The following is an 18815-nucleotide window of genomic DNA, read 5'->3' on the forward strand; positions in this document are numbered from 1 at the left end:
ATCAAGACCCGCGAGCTCGCCAACCTCGCCGGCGACCACCTCGCCGACGTCGCCGACGCCACCGAACACGGCATCCACCGCGTCTGCTCCGACGAACAACTCCCCTGGTCCTTCCTCACCCACACCGGACTGACCATCCACCCCCAACAACCACAGAACTAACGAAAACCTCAGTAGAACCCCTCTCCCCCTACAGCTGGCAGGCTCATCACAGTGAGCAACGGCCCAGCAATGTCTCGAGGAGAGCCCTCAGACCAGTCTTCTCCTCGAAGACGGGTCAGCCCCGCTGGGGAGAATCTGGGGAGAATGAAGCCCCGTTGGGGGAGCGGCTGGGGAGGTTCGGCCGCATCAGCGGGTAGCACGGCGAAAGGGCCGGAAAGAGGCATCGCTGCAGGTCAGAGCGCCCACTCAATCGCTTTCCGCAGGTCAGCGCGGTCAGGGTGACAACTTCAAGAAGATCTCGTCGTGGGCGGCGATTCTGTTCGCTCCCACGTTGGTGGGAACGATCTACGGCATGAACTTCGACGACATGCCGGAGCTGCACTGGGCGGGCGGGTATCCGTTCGCGATTCTGCTGATGGCGGTGGTGTGTACGAGCTTGTACTTCATCTTCAAGCGGCGGGACTGGCTTTAGCGACGAGGGCGCGACCCCTTGATCGACTTCGCGTACGCGAATGGTGCTGAGGGCGGCTCCCGACCCCCTTCCGCTACACCGCACGTACGACCTGCTGCATCGAGGTTCACGAGGACGGCACGGTGACGCACGGGAGCGACCGCGCCGCGTACGAACGGGCCGTGGCCGGCAAGTCCCGTCTCTTCGCGGTCTGGCCCGGAGAGTGGTCGAGCCATTTGTTCGCGATCGACGACCTGGACGAGTACGCGAAAGCGCACGGGATCAAGCACGACGAGGAACGCACCGGCCTCAAGGAGCACGTCCACGACGTGCAGTGGGAGCCGAACCCCTACGCCAAGGACAACCCCCGGAGCCCGTACATCGGCGTCAGCGTCACGCTGAACTGCGGCTGCGAGATTCACGACCTGCGTACCTTCGCCGCTCAGATGAAGCAACAGCAGGGGTGGGACGTAGCCACCAGCGGCGGCTGGGACAGCAGCGGTAGACCTGGGGGAAGGAAGAAGCACTCACTGCGTGTTCGCCGCAAGAGCCTCACGAGGTGACCTCGGCGGCTCGTCACAAAGTCCGCACAGCGAAACGGGTGGCACAGCATGTGCTGTACCACCCGTTCACTCGCTGGGATCGCCGGTGCCGGGCAGGTGCACTGGACGGCCTGGAGCCTGCCATTCCATCACCCCGGCCCGCCTCGGACCGGTCGATGATGCCGGTGATCTCGTCGCCTTCGGCGAGCACATGAGTGATCCGCAGGTCGCCGTGCATGAACACCGCGGCCCACGCCGCCGGGGACAGCGCTCGGCCGGCTCGCCGGGCCGACCGAGTGCCGTCACCGGACCGCGGCGTTCGCGAGCACGGGTGGCTCGCGCCACAGGGCTTCCGGGGTCGCAACCGGCGCCGGCGCCAGAGGCATCGCCTCGACCCATCACAGCCGCCAACACGACAGTGGGCGGGACGGCCGTCCGCACCCTGCCGATCCCATCGGCCGGCTCCGCGTCCGGCTCCGTGTCCGCCACCGAGCCGGCCGACGCCGACACCCCAGCGCCTGCGGCCGCGCACGCCGGTCCTGTACGTACGCGGGAGACCTACTCGGACGGCTACCGCCGCATCCTCGGAGAACACCACCAGACCGCGCCGGTCAAGACCCAGCCATCGCGGAGGCGATGGAGCGGCATACCCGGTGACGGCACCGGAAACAGGCCGTAGCGGCACATCACCGACCTCCTCGCCGGGCGAGCGGGGTACTGCCATGGCGGCGGAGGTATGCCAGGACGGCGCGGACGCGGCGATGGCCGCTGTCGCCGACCGACAGGCCGAGTTTGAGGAAGACGTTGCCGATGTGTTTGTGGACAGCGTTGTCGGTGATGACGAGCCGTTGGGCGATGGTGGTGTTGTCGTGGCCCTCGGCCATCAGCGCGAGGACCTCGCGTTCGCGTGCGGTCAGGGCATCGACGGGATCCCCGTGTGCGAGAAGCTGGGCGATGACTTCGGGGTCCATGGCGGTGCCGCCGCCGGCCACTCGGCGCAGCGCGTCGGTGAATTCCGCGATGCGGCTCACGCGGTCCTTGAGGAGGTATCCGATGCCGCCCCGGGCGTCGGCGAGGAGGCGGCCCGCGTATTCCTGCTCCACGTACTGCGACAGGACCAGGACGGGAAGTCCGGGATGGTCGCGGCGGGCCTGGACCGCGGCCCGGATACCCTCGTCGCGGAAGGCCGGGGGCAGCCGCACGTCCACGATGGTGACGTCCGGCCGGTGGGTCTCGACGGCGGTGAGGAAACCGGGGGCGTCGGCCGCGATCGCGACGACCTCGAAGCCCTGGGAGTTGAGCAGGAGTTCGAGCCCGGACGACAACAGGACGTTGTCCTCGACGATCACTACACGCACGGCATCTCCACGGTTATGACGGTCGGCCCGCCCGGTGGGCTGCTGATCTTCATGGTGCCGTCCAGAGCGGCGGCGCGGCGGCGCATTCCGTCCAGGCCGGACCCTCGGGCGGCGTCCGCTCCGCCGGTCCCGTTGTCGGTGATCTCCGCACGGAGCAGCGCGCCGTCGCGTGTGACGCGAACCGAGGCATGGGTGGCCCGGCTGTGCCGGGCGATGTTCGCCAGTGCCTCGGTGACGGCGAAGTAGGCGACCGCTTCGACCGCTGCGGGGATCTCACCGAGCGGGCCGACGTCGATGGGGGTCGGCACTCCGGACCTGGTGGCCAGGGTGCCGAGCGCGCCGGAGAGGCCCTGGTCGGCCAGCACCGGGGGGTAGATGGTGCGGATGACGGAGCGCAGCTCGGTCATCGCGTCCTCGGTCTCGGCGTGGGCCTGTCGTACCAGACCGGCGGCCGCTTCGGGGTCTTCGGGGAGTCTTTGGCCGGCTATGGCGAGCCGCATCGCGATGGCCACGAGCCGAGCCTGGGTGCCGTCGTGCAGATCCCGTTCGATCCGGCGGAGTTCCGCACTGTGTGCCTGCAGGACGTCTGTACGCGTTCGGGTGAGTTCGGTGACTCGTTCGGCCAGTTGCTCGGCGGGCGATGGCGCCAGGACCGCGAGACAGCACCGGGCATGCGCTCGGGCGAGCAGCGGGAGGACAACGGCGGACAGGGCCGCCAGGACCACAAGATTCACCAGCCCGAGCGGCAACGCGGTGTCCCAGTTGGTGATGGGAACGCTGACCACGGGCAGCCACGGCGCTGTGGGGAAGGCCCACCACAACAGCATGATGACGGGGGTGAGAGACAGGCTGCCCAGACAGACCAGGGCAAGGGCACCCGCCGGCAGACCGGTGACGATCTGCGTCACGAGCCATGCGAGGTTGCGGCGGGCGGCGCGCGGGCGCGGCTCGACCGGCTGTCCCAGCAGTGCCCCGGCATGCCGGCGGTGCTGTTCCGTCCAGGGCTGAGCCAGTGACGGAATGCACAGCAGGGGTGCCACGGCGAGCGCTACCGCCGCGGACACCAAAGTGCCCAGCAGGTAACGCCCGCCGCGCCATGTCTTGAGCCACCGTGCGCGGGCCGCGCCGGGTATGCCGAGCACTTGTCCCACTTTCTCTTTGTCGTGCAGGAGGACTGTGGGAGGCCCCACGCGATCGACCCTAGACAACCAGGCGATCTTGCAGCACTACAGGCAGCTGTACCTTTCGTTCGGGCGCCTGCGGTAGCGACCCGAAAACGGACGCATACCTAGCGTGCGGGCATGAGATCCACGAACCCGAGCTCTGCTTCGCACCACCCGGGCACTCCCGTGCCCGACCGGCCCGGACGGCGGCACCGCCGCATCGGCAAACGGTGGCCGGCCGCCGTCGCGGCCGCCCTCGTCATCGCGGGCACGGCCATTGCCGTCCAGCCGGCAGCCGACGCACACGACCCGGTTGCGCCCGGATACGGGCAAGACGATCTGCGCCGGGACACCGACGCCATCCAGGCGCTGGGGGTCACCGGCGTCCAGGCGAGGGTGACCACCGGCCCTGGCCGGGATCTCGTCGCCACCAGCGGCGTCGCCGAGGCGGGTACGAGGCGTCCGGTGCCCCGCGACGGCTACTTCCGGATGGCCAGCACCAGCAAGGCACTGGTGGCCACCGTGATCCTGCAACTGGTGGACGAGGGCAAGCTGGCGCTCGACGACACTGTGGACCGCCGGCTGCCCGGGTCGGTGGACCGCAACGGCAACGACGGACGCCGGATCACCGTCCGCCAACTCCTCCAGCACACCAGCGGCATCCACGACGACGACCTCCCCGGCTACAGCACCCCGCAGGAGTACGACGAGCGCCGGTACGACACCTACACACCCCAACAGATCGTCGCGCTGGCAATGAGCCATCGCCCGGACTTCCCGCCCGCCGCCGGGTGGAGCTACTCCAACACCGGCTACGTCCTGCTCGACATGATCATCGAGAAGGTCACAGCCCGCCCTTGGCACCAGGAGGTCGAGGAACGGGTCCTGAAACCACTCCGCATGGATCACACCTACCTGCCGGGCAGCAGTCCCTCGCTCCGCCCTCCGCACGCGAACGGCTACCAGGTCTTCCCGTCAGGCGAACGGGTCGACGTCACCGAGGTGATCCTCCCCGATCCCGGCGGCTACGTCTCCACCACTGCGGATGTCAACCGCTTCTTCCAGGCTCTGCTCGGCGGCAAGCTGCTGCCCCGGGCACGGCTGGCCGAGATGCGGGACACCGTCCCGGTCAACAAGGAGATCCAGGCGTTCTGGCCGCACGGACGCTACGGCCTCGGCCTGGTCGAACGGCCCCTTTCCTGCGGCGGCAGCTACTGGGGCCACGAAGGGGGCAATGGCGGCTACATCACCTTGAACGGCGCCACCGGCGACGGCAGGCGCACCGTCACCGTCTCCATGTCCACCGCCCTGAGCGGCTCGCCCGACACCGCACTCCGACAGGAGCAGGCCGCCAGTGACCTCGTCGACCATGCCCTGTGCGCCCCCCCCCGGCAACGGGCAGGACAGGTGATGGCCTTCTCCGGCATGCCCGGGCATGGTCGGCGGTGGACGGTGTCGTCCGCAGGTGGAACGAGGCGACGGTCGCCGGCCGGGTCGGCAGCGCGTGGCCTGTTCACCCGCCACCCCAAGCGACCGTCAGGTCTACCGTCGTGCTGCTTTCCATAGGGCGGACGTCCCCACAGTAGACCGCCCGAACCTCACGAACCTCATAGGTGAGGCACTGGGTAACTTGGTTTCCGACCGGTCACGGACGCAGCGATAGGTTTCCGCCCCGGACAGTCTCACCACCGTTGTCCTACACGCTGGAGGAACACGTGGCACAGCTATTGAGAGTCCAGAACTTCAACGTCTCGAGCGACGGCATCGGTGCCGGCGAGGACCAGAGCTTCGAGAATCCGTTCGGCCACGCCAATCCCGAGAGGCTGTTCGCCTGGGCCGGCGCCACGGCGAGCTGGCCCATGCGCACCGATCCGGGCGGGAGCCGGGGCCTCGACGACTACCTCACGCGGGACTACGCCCGCAACATCGGTGCCGAGATCATGGGCCGCAACAAGTTCGGGCCCCAGCGCGGGCCCTGGCGCGACCATGAGTGGCACGGCTGGTGGGGGGACGAACCCCCGTTCCGCACCCCGGTGTTCGTCATGACCCACCACACGCGTCCATCGCTCACGCTCTCCGACACCACGTTCCACTTCGTCGACGGCGACCCGGCCACGGTCCTCGCGCAGGCGCGGGAGGCGGCACTCGGCAAGGACGTCAGGCTCGGCGGCGGGGTCACCACCATCCGGCAGTTCCTCGACGCCGACCTGGTCGACACCATGCATGTGGCGGTCTCTCCGGTGAAGCTCGGATCCGGACTACGGCTCTGGGAGTCCCCCGATGAGCTGCTCGACCGGTTCCACCTGGAGGTCGTGCCCAGCCCGAGCGGCGTGACGCACCACCTGTTCTGGCGAAAGTGACCGACCCTCAGGGCAACCCAGGCCGCATGCTCGCCGCCCGGGACTGCCCTGAGGCGGGTCGTCGAGCCGCGGCTCGGGCGGACAGCCGGCCATGGCGGATCGCGTATTCACCGGCTCGTGCCCGGGCGGGGGCGGGGGCGGGGGCGAGGCAGTAGTAGCCGACCTGGACCCGCGGGTGTTCCCGCCGGAGCTGGTGGACGAGGTGGTTGCCGAGTGCGGGCGCATGCGGTGTTCGCCGCGGCAACGGGGCCGCTTGCGCAAGAACATCGTGCTCCTCGTGCTCGAGCACCTCGGTGACGGTTCCTACCTGTCCGAAATCGTCGCCACCGAGGACCATGGCCGACGCCACGACCCGGGCGTGGTCCGTGTCATCGAGTACACGCTCAAGGACACGACGTCAAAGACGTCTACCGGCTGGTCACCACTATCCGCAATCCCGGTGAGGCGCCCGCGGCCGAGCTTCGCCGCCCTCTATCACCAGCGGTGGGAGATCGAGAACACCCTCGACGAGATCAAGACCCATCAGGGCGGACACCGTCTCGTCCTGCGCTCGCGGGATCCCGACGGTGTCGAGCAGGAGGTCTACGGATTCCTCCTCGTCCACCACGCCCTCAGGGGCGTCATGCACCACACCGCCCATCAAGCCGGCCTCGACCCCGACCGGATCTCCTTCACCCGCGTCATCAAACGCAAGATGTCCAACTGGAAACTCAAACACCCCCACCACCGCAACCCACCCCGGCCACCGGATCCCGTCCCCACACTGGTGCCACCCCTTTCTTCGGCACCAGGCCTTGCCGTGCCGTCAGTGTGCTCGCGACCACTGACAACGCCCGCGACGGACCAGTAGCGCCCATCCGTGAAGGCCCGACCGGCGCCGGGGCGGCGAAAATCTTGGCGCGCGGGGCCGACGGAACCGGGTAACGTCTTTGTCATGTTCTTCCAGACACCGATTTACGAGTGAGAGCGTGACGGGCCCCCGCTGACGTCCCTCGACGTCGCCGCGCCCGTCCCCCACCGATGAATCCGTAGATCACTTCACATCACCACCGGGAGAACCCGTGACCGACAGCAAGAACATCAACAACCCCGTGGGCCAGGGCGGCGGCCAGCGCAAGAAGCTGTCCCGCGCCGAGCGGCAGAACAACGGTCCGCACCGCAACCTCGACCGCCAGGGCGCCGCCGCCCAGAAGGCGGAGCTGGTTCGCAAGATGCGCGAAAAGGCACGCGCAGCTGAGGCCGCCGGCCAGGCGAGCGACGACACCGCACAGAGCTGACGCACAGCCGCCGCAGGGCGGCACCCCACGGAGCAGGGCCCGGACCGCGACGCACGGTCCGGGCCCTGCCGCCGTATCAGGGCTCCGCTGCCGTACCGGGCGCGGCCGGTCCCGCTCAGCGGGGTACGCGGACGCGCTGGTGGTGACGCTGCTGTGCAGCTCGGGGTGGTGGTGGCGGTGACGGAGCTGCTGAATCTGCGGCTGCCGCGGGTGATCGACTGAGACGCGGGTGATCCGCTGCCACGGCATGCCCCTCAGGGGCCGGGAGGCCGGCGAGTGCTACCGGAAGTTCCTGCGCAGGTACGGCGAGACCGACGCCCGCGAGAAACTGCGTGAGCGCCGGTACGAGCGCTTGGTCACCCCGAACCGCGCCGTACACCTCTTCATCGGCAACATCGCCGCCCATCCCAGAGCGTTCATGCGGCTCGGCCTCATCCACCCCCGACGATCGGTGGTCGCGCGCGGCGTCCAGGAGGGCTTGTTCTCCCTGTGAACGAGCCGCCACACCCTGCAAGCGAGCACTGCCGAGCAAACAGCGGCGCCTGTCACGGCTTGCCGATCACAGTCCCGACCAGCGGCGATCTTCCTTCGGAGGCAGCCGCCTCTGGGGATAATCCGGGGAGAATGACGCCCCGTTGGGGAGTGGCTGGGGAGGATCAGCCGCGTCTACGGCATGAACTTCGACAACATGCCGGAGCTGCACTGGGCGTTCGGCTACCCGTTCGCGATTCTGCCGATGGGGATGGTCTGCGTCAGCCTGTACTTCGTCTTCAAGAAGCGCGACCGGCTCTGAGCAGCCCGCCGAACCTGGCGCCTCGACCGGAACCGGAGCCAATACGGTGTTCGGGGACCGGGCGTACAGGCATGCCGCGAAATGGCACAGCCATAAACCACGCCATCCGACACAAAGTCAACCCCCAGCGACATACGCGCCTTGGGCGGCAAAGCGCAGCGACTTGATCATATCATTACTCTTCCGGTTTGACTCCTATCCGGGGAATCTTCAAAACTTCGCCCAGACCACGCCTTCGTTCACCCATTCACCGGGTCCTTCCACGGGGCGTTACTGGGGGTACTGAACACAACATGCACAACCGTCACACCAACTCCGCACGCGCGCGCAGCGTCCTGATGCGCGGGATCGTGACCACCACCGCGCTGGCCGCTGTCGCCGGAGTGGCCGCCCCGAGCCTCGTCATGGCGACTCCCGCCGCGGCGGCGTCGTCCACCGGGGACGTCGCGACCGACGAGATGCAGCGCGAACGGGCGCTGTCCGTGGTCAAGCTCGAGGCGACCGGCGAATACATCGCTCTCAGTGACCGCGACCTCATCTACGCGATCTGGATGAAGGCCCGGGACCTGGGCGAGGAATGGACCGCGGTACGCCTGGCCGCCGAGAACGCCCTGGCGAGCACGTCCGGCGCCGACTACGCGGAGTTCATCATCACGGGCATCCACAAGGCTCACCGTGACGACGAGACGCGGAACACGGAGCGCGCCGACGCCGACCGCGCGGCCCGGCTCGCCAAGTCCCAGGCCCTGATCGCCGTGGGCATCACGAGCACTCCGGACCTGCTCGCGCTCAGCGACGACAACTTTGTCCGCGCGATCATGAACAACAGCGCCCCCGGTTCCGAGGTCCAGAAGGCGGCCACCGCCGCGCTGGCCTCCGACGCCGCCGCCTGGCGCGAGTTCATCACCAATGGTGCCCGTGAGGCCCACCAGCGCGATGTGGCCGCCGAGATCAAGGCCCTGGAGGAGAAGAACCGCGAGGAGGCCCAGCGCCGCGCGGAGCTGGCCGCCCGCAAGAGCGCGGCGGCGCTGTTCGGCGTCACGCCCTCCGAGGCCATGCTCACGCTGGGCGACGACAACTTCATCCGCGAGCTGCTGAAGACCGTTCCGGACGACGCCAAGAGCACCGAGCTCTACCTCGCGGCCCAGAAGGCGGTGCTCAGCTCCGACAAGGCCGAGTGGAACAAGTTCATCCACACCGGTGCCGAAGCGGCCTACAAGCGCGACGACGAGGCCCGCCGCAAGAAGGTCGCGGACAGCAACCGGCTGCGGGCTCAGGAAATCATGGCCGCGGCCGACAAGACCGGGATGTACCCGCATCTGGTGGCCACGGCGAAGAAGGCACTGGCCGGCAGCGACGAGGACGTCGCCCGGTTCCTCAAGGACGGCCAGTTCCGTGCGCTGCGACAGTCCTTCCAGGCGGCCAACGCCAAGCTGTCCGGCTTCTACCTCCGCCAGTCCGATGTGGACGGCGGCGAGGCCTTCATCGCTCCCGTCGGCGCCAAGAGCAAGCAGGCCGACCGTGAGGACGCCACCTGGGTCGTCGTGCCCGCGCTCGCCAACGGCCAGTCCGGCTGCTACTCGCTCGAGTCGGTCCGCAAGCCCGGCTACTACCTGGCACAGAAGGACCTCCGGGTCCGGATGACCGCGAACGACCGCAGCGCGCAGTTCGCCAAGGACGCCACCTGGTGTGCCCGCAAGGCGCTGGCCGGCTCCGGCACGTCCTTCGAGTCGGCGAGCCAGCCGGGCCGCTGGCTGCGCCAGTACCAGGGCGACGTCTACGCGGCCGACAAGAGCGGCAAGAACCGCGCCGACGTCGAGAAGGACTTCGCCCAGGACGCCACCTGGAAGATCTCCACTCCGCTCGCGCGCTGACCCGCTCCTGAAGACTTCACTCCTGAAAAGAACGGAACACCCGATGTCTCGGATCATCCGAGCCGCGCTGGCCACCGCCGCCAGTGTCGCCGCGCTGGCCGGCAGCGTCACCACCGCCCACGCGGACCAGGTCACGCCCAGCGCCGCCGATGCCCCGACCGCCGTACAGCTCCAGGTGGAGCACAGCGGCCAGTGCCTCACGATCGCGAAGGGCAGCCTCCGCAACGGCGCCAACGCGATGCAGGCCAAGTGCGCCGACGACCTGGACAACCAGCTCTTCGACCTGGCCCCTGTCGGCGACGGCACCTTCGAGGTGCGTGCCAAGCACAGCGGCAAGTGCCTCGAGGTGGAGGACTCCGGCACCAAGGCGGGCGCGAACGCCCAGCAGTGGTGGTGCGTCAACGCGCCGCAGCAGCGCTGGCGCCTGGTGATGGTCGACTTCACCAAGGACCTGTACGAGATCCGCCCCACGCACACCGCCGACCGCTGCCTGGACATCAAGGGCGGCAGCCTCGACGAGAACGCCAACGCCCAGCAGTGGTACTGCAACGGCACCACCGCCCAGCAGTGGCGGATCAAGCCGGTCAGCGCCTGAGCACCCATAACTTTCAAGAAGAAACGGAATATCTGATGGCACGGATCGCCCGAGCCGCGCTGGCCGTCACCGTCGGCATCGCCGCGCTGGTCGGCAGCACGACCACCGCGTACGCGGACGGGGACCGCACCGCGACTTCCGCCGAAGCGGCCACCAAGGCCGCCCGCGAGGCCGCAGACGCCGCCCGCTCGCGCTCCGCCGAGGACGCCGCCAAGGCTGCCGCGGAGGCAGCCGTGGAGGCGGCGACGCGGATGAACGCGAACCGCACCGAGGCCACCGAGCGCGCGAAGCTGCCCGAAACGGTCGTCCAGCTGCAGGCCGTGGGCACCGGCAAGTGCCTGGAGATCAACAACGGCGAGACCGCCAACGGGCTGCAGGCCCAGCAGTGGACCTGCTACGCCAACGTCCCCGCTCAGCAGTGGCGTCTGGTGCCCGCACCCGGCTCCTCCTACGAGCTCCGGACCGTGACCGGCGACAAGTGCCTGGAGGTCGAGAACAGCGGCACCCAGGCCGGCGCCAAGGCCCAGCAGTGGACGTGCGCGGGCACCAAGAACATGCGCTGGCAGGTCGTGCTCGTCGACCCCGTCAAGAAGCACTTCCAGATCCGCCCCACGCACACCGAGGACCGCTGCCTGGACATCAGCGGCGCCAAGCCGGACAACGCCGTGAAGGCCCAGTCCTGGTACTGCAACATGTCCGACGCCCAGCTGTGGAAGATCCTGCCGGTCAAGTGACCTTCCGGTCCGCACCGCGCGAGCACAGCAGGTAACGCACCGGAGGGACAGCGTCATGACCAGGACGCTGTCCCTCCCCATATGGGCAGTGAGATGCAATTCATGTTTTTCAGGGGGAATGAGTGAGCCGTCAGTGGTGGATCGCACGGGCATTGGCGGTCAGCATGCTGACCGGCGGTGTCGCTCTCACGGGAGCGGCATCGGCGTGGGCCGACGCCCCGGTCACGGCGGCCGTCTCGGCCGACCAGCCGGCCGACCAGGCCGCGCTCGCTCAGACAGCGGCGGCGCAGGAGGCGCGCAACCGGGTTCTCTACCTGGCGATTAACCACCCCGCGACCGAGGTGCGCTCCTCCGCGTGGATGGCCCTGCGCCACGTCCGCGGGGACGAGGCGATCGCGGAGTGGCTGGCGCCGGGCGGCGGCTTCGACGCCGCCAAGCAGCGGGCCCGGGACACCCGGGCCCGCAACAAGGCGTTCTGCGAGCGCGTGGTGCGCACGCACACCGTCGAGTTCTCCCCCGAGGTACGGACCGCGGCCGAGCGCGCCCTGAAGGGCACGGTCGCCGACCAGGCCGCCTTCGTGCGGACCGGGTACGCCGAGGCACAGAAGCGCGACAGGGCCGCCAGGGAGGCCGACGTCCAGCACAAGCTGGAAGTTTCCGCGAAGGCACGGGACTTCGTGACCGTCCTCGCGGAGCGCGACCCGGGTGAGCAGGTGCGCGTGGCGGCCCAGTGGGCGCTGCGCCCCGGCGCCGGCGATGCGGATGTCACCGAGTTCTACGGCTACGGCTGGGTGACCGGAGCGGCCCTCGACGTGGAGGCCTTCCGGACGCGGCTCGCCGACGGCGACCAGGTCCGGCTCGCCGTCCTGTCGCGCCTGATGAAGGGCGCTGCGGCTGCTGAAGAGGCCGTGAAGACCTCGGCCGACGCCGCGAAGGCCCGGGCCGAGGCCGAGCAGGCGTGGAAGGCCGTGGCCGACCATGCCGAGGCCGCGCGCAAGGCGTGGCTGGCCGAGCAGGAGACGGCCGCGGCGCAGGCCGAGAACTGGAAGAACATCGCGAAGGCCGCCAAGGAGTCCTCGGACGAGCTCTGGAAGAACATCGGCCAGTCGGCCGACGCCACCCAGAAGACCTGGTCCCAGGAGCAGGCCAACGCGCTGGAGACGTCCAAGTTCTGGCAGGACATGTTCGACAAGGCCCGGGACGGCGAGACGCGCGTCAAGGGCTGACGCTTTTCACGTACTTCGGCCGGCCTGACCTGTCGGCCGAATTTCCCCGACCGCTGTGATCTCGGCGGTCATCCGGACCCGGTTCTCGTGACCGGGTCCGCTCCGCCCTGCTCGCGTGCGCGGGTTCAGGGGCTTTTTCCATTTCATTTCGTTGGGGGTTCTTCCCGTGATGGGTAGATTCCGGCCAAGAGCCGGAGGACGGCTGCGTGGTGACGTGGCCGGTGTGGTGAGAAAGGCCGTCTCCACAGCTGTGGTGGTGGCGATTCTGGGTGGCGCGACGGGGGAGGCCACCGCGGCCACCACCGCCGCGCGCGCCCAGAGTGCCGCGGTCTCGCCGACCGCGGCCATGGCCGCTTTGGACAAGCTGGCGGCGGCGCTGCCGAAGCCTGCCGCTGGTGCGGTACCGGCGCCGCGGACGGAGCTGGACAAGCTCTCCGCGGAGCGTGACCGCCAGCTGGTGGAGGACTTCGCGGAGTTCGACCCGGAGCCGGAGGTCCAGGAGGCCGCGAAGAAGGCCCTGGAAAGCTCCGACCCGAACGCGATCCGGGAGTTCCTGGAGCACGGCGAGGCCGAGGCCCGCAAGCGTGCGAAGGAGAAGAAGGACGGCGCGGACGTCAAGAACCGCGCGGAGATCGAAAAGCTGCGCGGCACGGGCGGGGCGTACTTCAACGCCGAGGTCGAGCGCGTCCTGGGCCCGAAGGCGACCGCGAAGGACCGCGCGGACTTCCTGGCCTTCGGCGCGTCGATCGCCAAGCAGCGCGACGAGAAGGACAAGCAGAACGCGGCGAAGCAGGCGGAGGAGAACCGCAAGCGCGTCGAGATGCTCGCGGCCTCCGGTGGCCCGGAGGTGAAGAAGGCCGCCCAGGCCGCCCTGGACACCAAGGACAACGCGAAGATCGCTGAGTTCCTGGAAAAGGGCTACCTCGTCGCCGCCCAGAAGGACGCCGACGCCCGCGCCGCGATCGAGAAGGCGCAGAAGGAGGCGCAGGAGGCGGCGGACAAGCTGCGGGAGCTGGCCGAGAAGGCGGCGCGCGCGGCCGAGGCCCGTACGAAGCTGATCGCCGCGCACGGTGACGCGGTCAAGGCGCTGAAGAACGCCTCGAACGCGATGACGCTGGCGGCGGGTTCGGCGCGTCAGGCCGACCGGATGCTGTCGGCGGACCGCGCCGGCAAGACGCTGTCGTCGTACGACAACGTCAAGGCCGACGTCGCGCGTCAGGTCGAGTTCGCGGGCATCGCCGCCAAGCAGGCGCAGGTCGCCGCGGCGCAGGCGAAGGTCCAGGCGGATGTGCTGGTCGAGACCGGCCTGACCTACGGCACGCAGTGGTCGGAGGTCGCTTCCGGTATCGCCGCCGCCGCAGACGCCGCGGTCAAGGCGAGTGAGACCGCGCAGCACGCGGTGGACGCCACCGAGGCCGACGCCAAGGGCCTCAACGCCAAGAACCAGGCGGAGCTGCACGAGCAGCAGGCCAAGATGTGGCGCGCGAACGCCGAGCAGCACGCCGCGACCGCGGCGAAGCTCGCCGAGGCCGCCGACAAGCAGGCCAAGATCGCCGCCGACGCGGCGTCGCGTGCGCGGACGGCGCGGGTCGCGGCGGAGAAGGCCGAGGCCGAGGCGTGGGAGCACGCGAAGAAGACGCGCGAGGCCCGTCTGGAGGCCGAGCGCCAGGCGAAGATCGCCGCTGAGCAGCGGGCGATCGCCGAGCGCGAGCGCGATCTGGCTGCGGCGGCGCGGGCTCGCGCGGAGCGTGAGCGCGACATCGCGGCGGCGGCGCGTGCGCGTGCGGAGGCCGAGGCCCGTACGGCGTCGGCTGCTCGGGCGGAGGCCCAGGCGGCCGCGGCTACGGCCGCGTCGGCACGTGCCGACGCAGAGAAGCAGGAAGGCATCGCCGCCACGGCGGACGACAACGCCCGCGGGATGGAGACCCAGGCCCGCGAGGCCCGGGACAAGGCGTACGCGGCCCAGCAGAAGCACCAGGCCGAGGAAGCCCGGGCCCAGGCCACCGCGTCGATGGCAGCGGCGGCCAAGGGCACCTCGTACTCCGTCGAGTCGCAGGCGGCCGCTGCCGCCGCCCGGTCGGACGCCGACACCGCCAGTGCTGCGGCCGATCAGGCGCAGGGTGCCGCTGATACGGCCAGTGGTGCCGCTGTCCGGGCACGTTCCGCCGCGACGGAGGCCGCCGGCGCGGCCGCTCGCGCCCGTGCCGCCGCCGCTGAGGCGACCGCGCACGCAGCGCGCGCCAACGCCGCCGCCAACAAGGCCGAGGCCGCCGCGGCCGCCGCCAACGCGGCGGCGAACCGTGCCGAGGCCGAGGCCGCGGCGACCCATGCCGCCGCTACGCGTGCCAACCTCCAGGCCGCCGAGGCCACTGCCCAGGAGGCACGTGCGGGCGTGGCCGCGCACGAGGCCGCCCGCCTGGCCGGGCTCGCGGCGATCGAGGCGAAGAACGCGCTCCAGGCCGCCAACCGCACCAAGGACGAGGCCGAAGGCGCCACCCGTGAGGCGGCCATGGCCCGTCTTCAGGCCGGCATCGCCGTCCAGGCGTCCACCGCTGCCAAGGCCAGCGCTGCCGGTATCGCCGACCCGGCGAACACCGCGATCGAGCTGACCGCACCGTTCGCAGGTAAGGACATCGACGCCGACTTCGCCACCGAGGTCGCCACCGCCGCCCAGGAGCTGGGTGAGGAGCAGGTCGCCTCCGCCCAGGCCAAGGCCAACGAAGCGGTCAAGGCCGCCGAGGACGCGGAAGCCGCCGCGAAGCGTGCGAACGCGCAGGTCGCCCCGGCCTTCAAGGCCGCCGCCGACGCCGCCCGTTCCTCCGCGAACGCCACGCGCTCCATGGCCGCCGCCATGAAGTCCGCCGCTGACGCCGCCGTCGACGGCGCCAAGGCCCGCGCCGCCGCCGCACGTGCCAACCAGGCCGATGCCCAGGCCCAAGCGGATGCCAAGGCAGCCCGTGAAGCCGCCAACCAGGCCTACGCCGACGCCGCAGCCGCCCGCCAGGCAGCCAACGACGCCGAAGCCGAAGCCGCCCGCGCCCGAGGCGCCGCCGCCGAAGCCGAACAGCACGCCGCAGCCGCAGCCGGTGCCGCCGACCTCGCCGAAAGCGAAGCCGCCACCGCCCAGGGCGCGGCCGACCAGGCGGCGAAGGACGCCGAGGCCGCGAACAAGCTCGCCGAATCCGCCGAGAAGCACGCCGAATCGGCGAAGGAAGCCGCAAACAACGCCCTCGGCTACGCCAAGCAGGCCGACGAGGCGGCCAAGAAGGCCGAGGCAGAAGCACGCGAGCAGGAGCGCAAGGCACGCGAGGAAGCCGCCGAAGCGGGCAAGAGCGACACTCCCCAGCTGACCGACGACGAGCTGGAGGTCCTCGAGAAGAGCGGCATCTCCCGTGAGGAGTACGAGAAGGCCCGGAAGCTCGCGGGCAAGGACTTCGCGGACCTCCTGGTGGAGATCGGTGGTGGTCTCCTCGCAGACTACTTCGACATCAAAAACATCAAGAAGTGCATCAGTGACGGCAACGTCGAGGCGTGCTTCTGGGCGCTGGTGAACAACCTTCCCTGGGGCAAGGCCCTCCGGGCCATCGAGAAGTTCCCGGAGATCGCCAAGGCCATCAAGCGGCTGGCCAACATCGGCAAGCTCCTCGAGGAGTCGGCCGCGGCGAAGAAGCTCATCGACAAGGGGAAGGGCGTCCTCGAGACCCTCCGCAAGGTACATGCGGAATGCCTCATCGAAGCGGCCGAGGAACTCCCCGACAACAGCTTCACGCCGCGGACCCCGGTCCTGATGGCGGACGGCACCCGCAAGCCGATCGAGGACGTCCGGACGGGTCAGGACGTCCTGGCCACCGACCCCGGGACCGGCAGGACCGAGGGGCACATGGTCACCAATGTGATCATCGGCCAGGGTGTGAAGAGCCTCGTCGAGGTCACGGTCGACACCGACGGTAAGTCGGGCGACGAAACCGGCAAGGTCACCGCCACCGCCAACCACCCCTTCTGGGTGGACAACCAGCACCGCTGGCTCACGGCGGCGGACCTCAAGGCGGGCGACCGGCTCCGCACCCCCGACGGCGGGCTGAACGAGGTCGTCGGCACCCGGGCGTGGACCGAGACCCGGAAGGTCTACAACCTCACCGTCGACGGTGTCCACACCTACTACGTCGGGGCCGGCGCCACGGCGGTCCTCGTCCACAACGCCAAGAAGAAGAAGTGCCTCGAGATCGATCACGTGGCCCAGGTCGCCGGTGACTGGGTCCACAAGGGCGCTCACGTCAATATGGCGGACGAGACGGAGGTGCTGATCCGCGCGGACGGCAAGGGTGGCATCATGGGCCTGCCCTTCCGCCGAAGTGGTTCGATCGGTGAGCCTTCGCAGAAGCAGATCGACGCCGCCATCGAGGAACTCAGGACGAATCCGAAGCGGCGTGAGGACATGCTGAGGGTCGCAAGGGCCGCCAAGGAGAAGTTCGAATTCAGCGCCAAGGCGATGAAGGAAGGCCGTAAGCCGGAGTGGAAGTTCGACAACGACCGGACGCAAGAGATTCAGGACCTGATCAACGCACTGGAGAACATTCCGTAATCGGGGCATGGGAGAAGACGCAGATGTCCGACCTGGAGTTCTACGCCCGTTTCGCCACTCGTGGTGACGTACTGGGGGCGGGTATCGGGTCCCGTCCTGCCGCATGGGAGGACGAGCTGGGGCCCGACTACGCCGACAACCCGTCGGCGGGCGTCATCGGCCGGGACTACGGACTCGTGCAGTTGTCGTTCCAGGAGGACGAGGGCGACTGGTCGTGCACCGGCATCAAGGTGCGGGTGCGCAGCCTGATCCGCGGACCTGGCGTCGTGCCTCCGGCCCTGAAGGAGGCGTACGGTGAATTCACTCATCGCGTCGGATTCGACGACCTGCGGGCCCTGATCACCGAGATGGGGCATTCGGTCGAGCCGGACGACGACGCGTCGGTGACGGACGACTTCCACCGGTACCGGGTGTCCGGTTCCGGCGCGAGGATCTTCGTCGTCGCCGATGCGGATCCCTACGGAAACGGCGACATCGATCCGGACGACCCCATGGAAAAGCGGGTCGGTGACGTGCTGTACATCGATGTTTCACCGGCCTGGTGGTCGGACCGGGACTGATTCGGTCCCTGAACACGGTACGCCAAGGAGTGGCGGGTACTCGCTCGAGTACCCGCCACTCTTTTATTTGTACACAATCGGTCGCCCACCCCCCACCGGTTCCGCCGGAACGTCCGGGAAGACGCGGCGGGCCAGGGCCGCCAGGGTGCGGCCCGGGCCGAAGTCGGTGAAGCGGGCGCTGGCCAGGTCGGACACGAGCGTGTGGAGCGTGTCGTTCCAGCGCACCGGGGAGATCAGCTGGCGTGCGCAGAGCGCCGGCCAGGCACGGCCCTCGGTGTACGGGCGGGCGTTCACGTTGGAGACCACCGGCGCGTGCGTGGGCCGGAACGTGACCTCGTCCAGTGCCATGGCGAGCGCCCGGCTCGCGGGCGTCATGTAGGTGGTGTGGCAGGCGGCGGAGACCGGCAGCACGCTGTAGCGCCAGCCGTTCGCGAGGGCCCGCGCCCCCGCGGCCTCGACCGCGTCCGGGGAGCCCGCGACCACCGTCTGCTGCGGGGAGTTGAGGTTGGCGACCCACAGGTCCGCACCGTCGCGGCGGACCCGGGCGGTGAGTTCCTCGACGTCCCCGGGGTGGTCCGCGCCCATGACGGCGGCCATGGCCCCGGGCCGGTGGCGCGCGGCGTCGGCCATCGCGCGGCCGCGCGCCCCGACCAGCCGGGCGCCGTCGGCGGCGGTGAGCGCCCCGGCCGCCACCAGGGCCGTGTACTCCCCCAGGCTGTGCCCGGCGAAGGCGGTGACGCGGGCCTGCGGGTGGGCGTCCCGGAACTCCGTCCAGGACAGCAACGACGCCGTGAAGACACTGATCTGGGCGAGGTCGGTGCGGGCGAGGGTCTCCGTGCCGGCTTCCAGGAGGAGTTCGGCGACGTCGTGTCCCGACGCTTCGGAGACCGTGTCGACCAGGGACCACGACGGCGTGCCGCGCCAGTGGGCGCCCATGCCCCGTCGCTGCACCCCCTGCCCCGGGAAGAGGGCGGCGAACGGCGTCGCGCCAATGTCGCGTGTAGTGGCCATCAGTGTTTTTCCTCCGGTCGGTGCCGTGCCCGTTCGGTGCCATGCCTCCGGTGAATCGAAGTGCCGGATCGAGTGTCGGCACCCGCGACTCAAGCGGAGGACAAGCGCCGGTCATCGCCGGGCCACT

General features: G+C 69.7%; 15 protein-coding genes and 3 pseudogenes. 14 read left to right on the top strand and 4 right to left on the bottom strand.

Annotated elements, in window-relative coordinates:
- Positions 1–445: 445 nt before the first annotated feature.
- Together ACFYZR_RS18240 and ACFYZR_RS18245 are read left to right on the top strand one after the other, a co-directional pair.
- Positions 446–634, top strand: a pseudogene (locus ACFYZR_RS18240) (CorA family divalent cation transporter); the annotation flags it as partial.
- A gap of 122 nt (positions 635–756) precedes the next feature.
- Positions 757–1176 carry a hypothetical protein gene (locus ACFYZR_RS18245; protein ID WP_391911350.1) on the top strand — a complete coding sequence of 140 codons (420 nt, stop codon included), beginning with the start codon at positions 757–759 and terminating at the stop codon, positions 1174–1176.
- Between the two features lie 121 nt (positions 1177–1297).
- Here ACFYZR_RS18245 and ACFYZR_RS18250 read toward each other — a convergent pair.
- The 3 genes and pseudogenes from ACFYZR_RS18250 to ACFYZR_RS18260 form a co-directional block, all read right to left on the bottom strand.
- A pseudogene (locus tag ACFYZR_RS18250) lies at positions 1298–1550 on the bottom strand (phosphotransferase); the annotation flags it as partial.
- 291 nt (positions 1551–1841) lie between these two features.
- Positions 1842–2513: a response regulator gene (locus ACFYZR_RS18255; protein WP_391911352.1), complete on the bottom strand. Its 672-nt coding sequence runs from the start codon at positions 2511–2513 to the stop codon at positions 1842–1844.
- Positions 2504–3655, bottom strand: a complete 1152-nt coding sequence (locus ACFYZR_RS18260; protein ID WP_391911354.1) for a histidine kinase — start codon at positions 3653–3655, stop codon at positions 2504–2506. The genes ACFYZR_RS18255 and ACFYZR_RS18260 overlap by 10 nt, the downstream gene beginning before the upstream one ends.
- Positions 3656–3814: 159 nt before the next feature.
- Between ACFYZR_RS18260 and ACFYZR_RS18265 the strand changes: the two genes are divergently transcribed.
- The 12 genes and pseudogenes from ACFYZR_RS18265 to ACFYZR_RS18320 all read left to right on the top strand — a co-directional run bounded on the left by ACFYZR_RS18265 (position 3815) and on the right by ACFYZR_RS18320 (position 17677).
- On the top strand, positions 3815–5242 hold the full coding sequence (locus ACFYZR_RS18265; RefSeq protein WP_391911356.1) for a serine hydrolase domain-containing protein: 1428 nt from the start codon (positions 3815–3817) through the stop codon (positions 5240–5242).
- A gap of 149 nt (positions 5243–5391) precedes the next feature.
- A complete protein-coding gene (locus ACFYZR_RS18270) occupies positions 5392–6036 on the top strand; it encodes a dihydrofolate reductase family protein (protein WP_391911358.1) in 645 nt (214 codons plus the stop codon).
- Between the two features lie 253 nt (positions 6037–6289).
- Positions 6290–6886 carry a transposase gene (locus ACFYZR_RS18275; RefSeq protein ID WP_391911360.1) on the top strand — a complete coding sequence of 199 codons (597 nt, stop codon included), beginning with the start codon at positions 6290–6292 and terminating at the stop codon, positions 6884–6886.
- 211 nt (positions 6887–7097) lie between these two features.
- Entirely contained in the window at positions 7098–7313 is a 216-nt protein-coding gene (locus ACFYZR_RS18280; RefSeq protein ID WP_095583211.1) for a DUF6243 family protein, read from the top strand.
- 247 nt (positions 7314–7560) lie between these two features.
- The gene (locus tag ACFYZR_RS18285; RefSeq protein ID WP_391911363.1) at positions 7561–7806 is read left to right on the top strand and encodes a hypothetical protein; all 246 of its coding nucleotides are present in this window, start codon (positions 7561–7563) and stop codon (positions 7804–7806) included.
- 162 nt (positions 7807–7968) lie between these two features.
- Positions 7969–8106, top strand: a pseudogene (locus ACFYZR_RS18290) (CorA family divalent cation transporter); the annotation flags it as partial.
- Between the two features lie 293 nt (positions 8107–8399).
- Entirely contained in the window at positions 8400–9980 is a 1581-nt protein-coding gene (locus ACFYZR_RS18295; protein WP_391911365.1) for an AbfB domain-containing protein, read from the top strand.
- Positions 9981–10023: 43 nt separating this feature from the next.
- Positions 10024–10575 (top strand): RICIN domain-containing protein, encoded by a 552-nt coding sequence (locus ACFYZR_RS18300; protein ID WP_391911367.1) that lies wholly within the window; start codon positions 10024–10026, stop codon positions 10573–10575.
- Positions 10576–10610: 35 nt separating this feature from the next.
- Positions 10611–11309: an RICIN domain-containing protein gene (locus ACFYZR_RS18305; RefSeq protein WP_391911369.1), complete on the top strand. Its 699-nt coding sequence runs from the start codon at positions 10611–10613 to the stop codon at positions 11307–11309.
- Between the two features lie 122 nt (positions 11310–11431).
- Complete coding sequence (locus tag ACFYZR_RS18310) at positions 11432–12535, top strand: hypothetical protein (RefSeq protein WP_391911371.1); 1104 nt, start codon at positions 11432–11434, stop codon at positions 12533–12535.
- Positions 12536–12791: 256 nt separating this feature from the next.
- Entirely contained in the window at positions 12792–17117 is a 4326-nt protein-coding gene (locus ACFYZR_RS18315) for a polymorphic toxin-type HINT domain-containing protein (protein ID WP_391911373.1), read from the top strand.
- A 23-nt stretch (positions 17118–17140) separates the two neighbouring features.
- On the top strand, positions 17141–17677 hold the full coding sequence (locus ACFYZR_RS18320) for a hypothetical protein (protein WP_391911375.1): 537 nt from the start codon (positions 17141–17143) through the stop codon (positions 17675–17677).
- A gap of 63 nt (positions 17678–17740) precedes the next feature.
- Here the strand turns inward: ACFYZR_RS18320 and ACFYZR_RS18325 are convergent, their stop codons facing one another.
- Positions 17741–18688: an ACP S-malonyltransferase gene (locus ACFYZR_RS18325; protein ID WP_391911377.1), complete on the bottom strand. Its 948-nt coding sequence runs from the start codon at positions 18686–18688 to the stop codon at positions 17741–17743.
- Positions 18689–18815: the final 127 nt, after the last annotated feature.

The organism is Streptomyces sp. NPDC001678 (assembly GCF_042892945.1).
Lineage (GTDB): Bacteria > Actinomycetota > Actinomycetes > Streptomycetales > Streptomycetaceae > Streptomyces.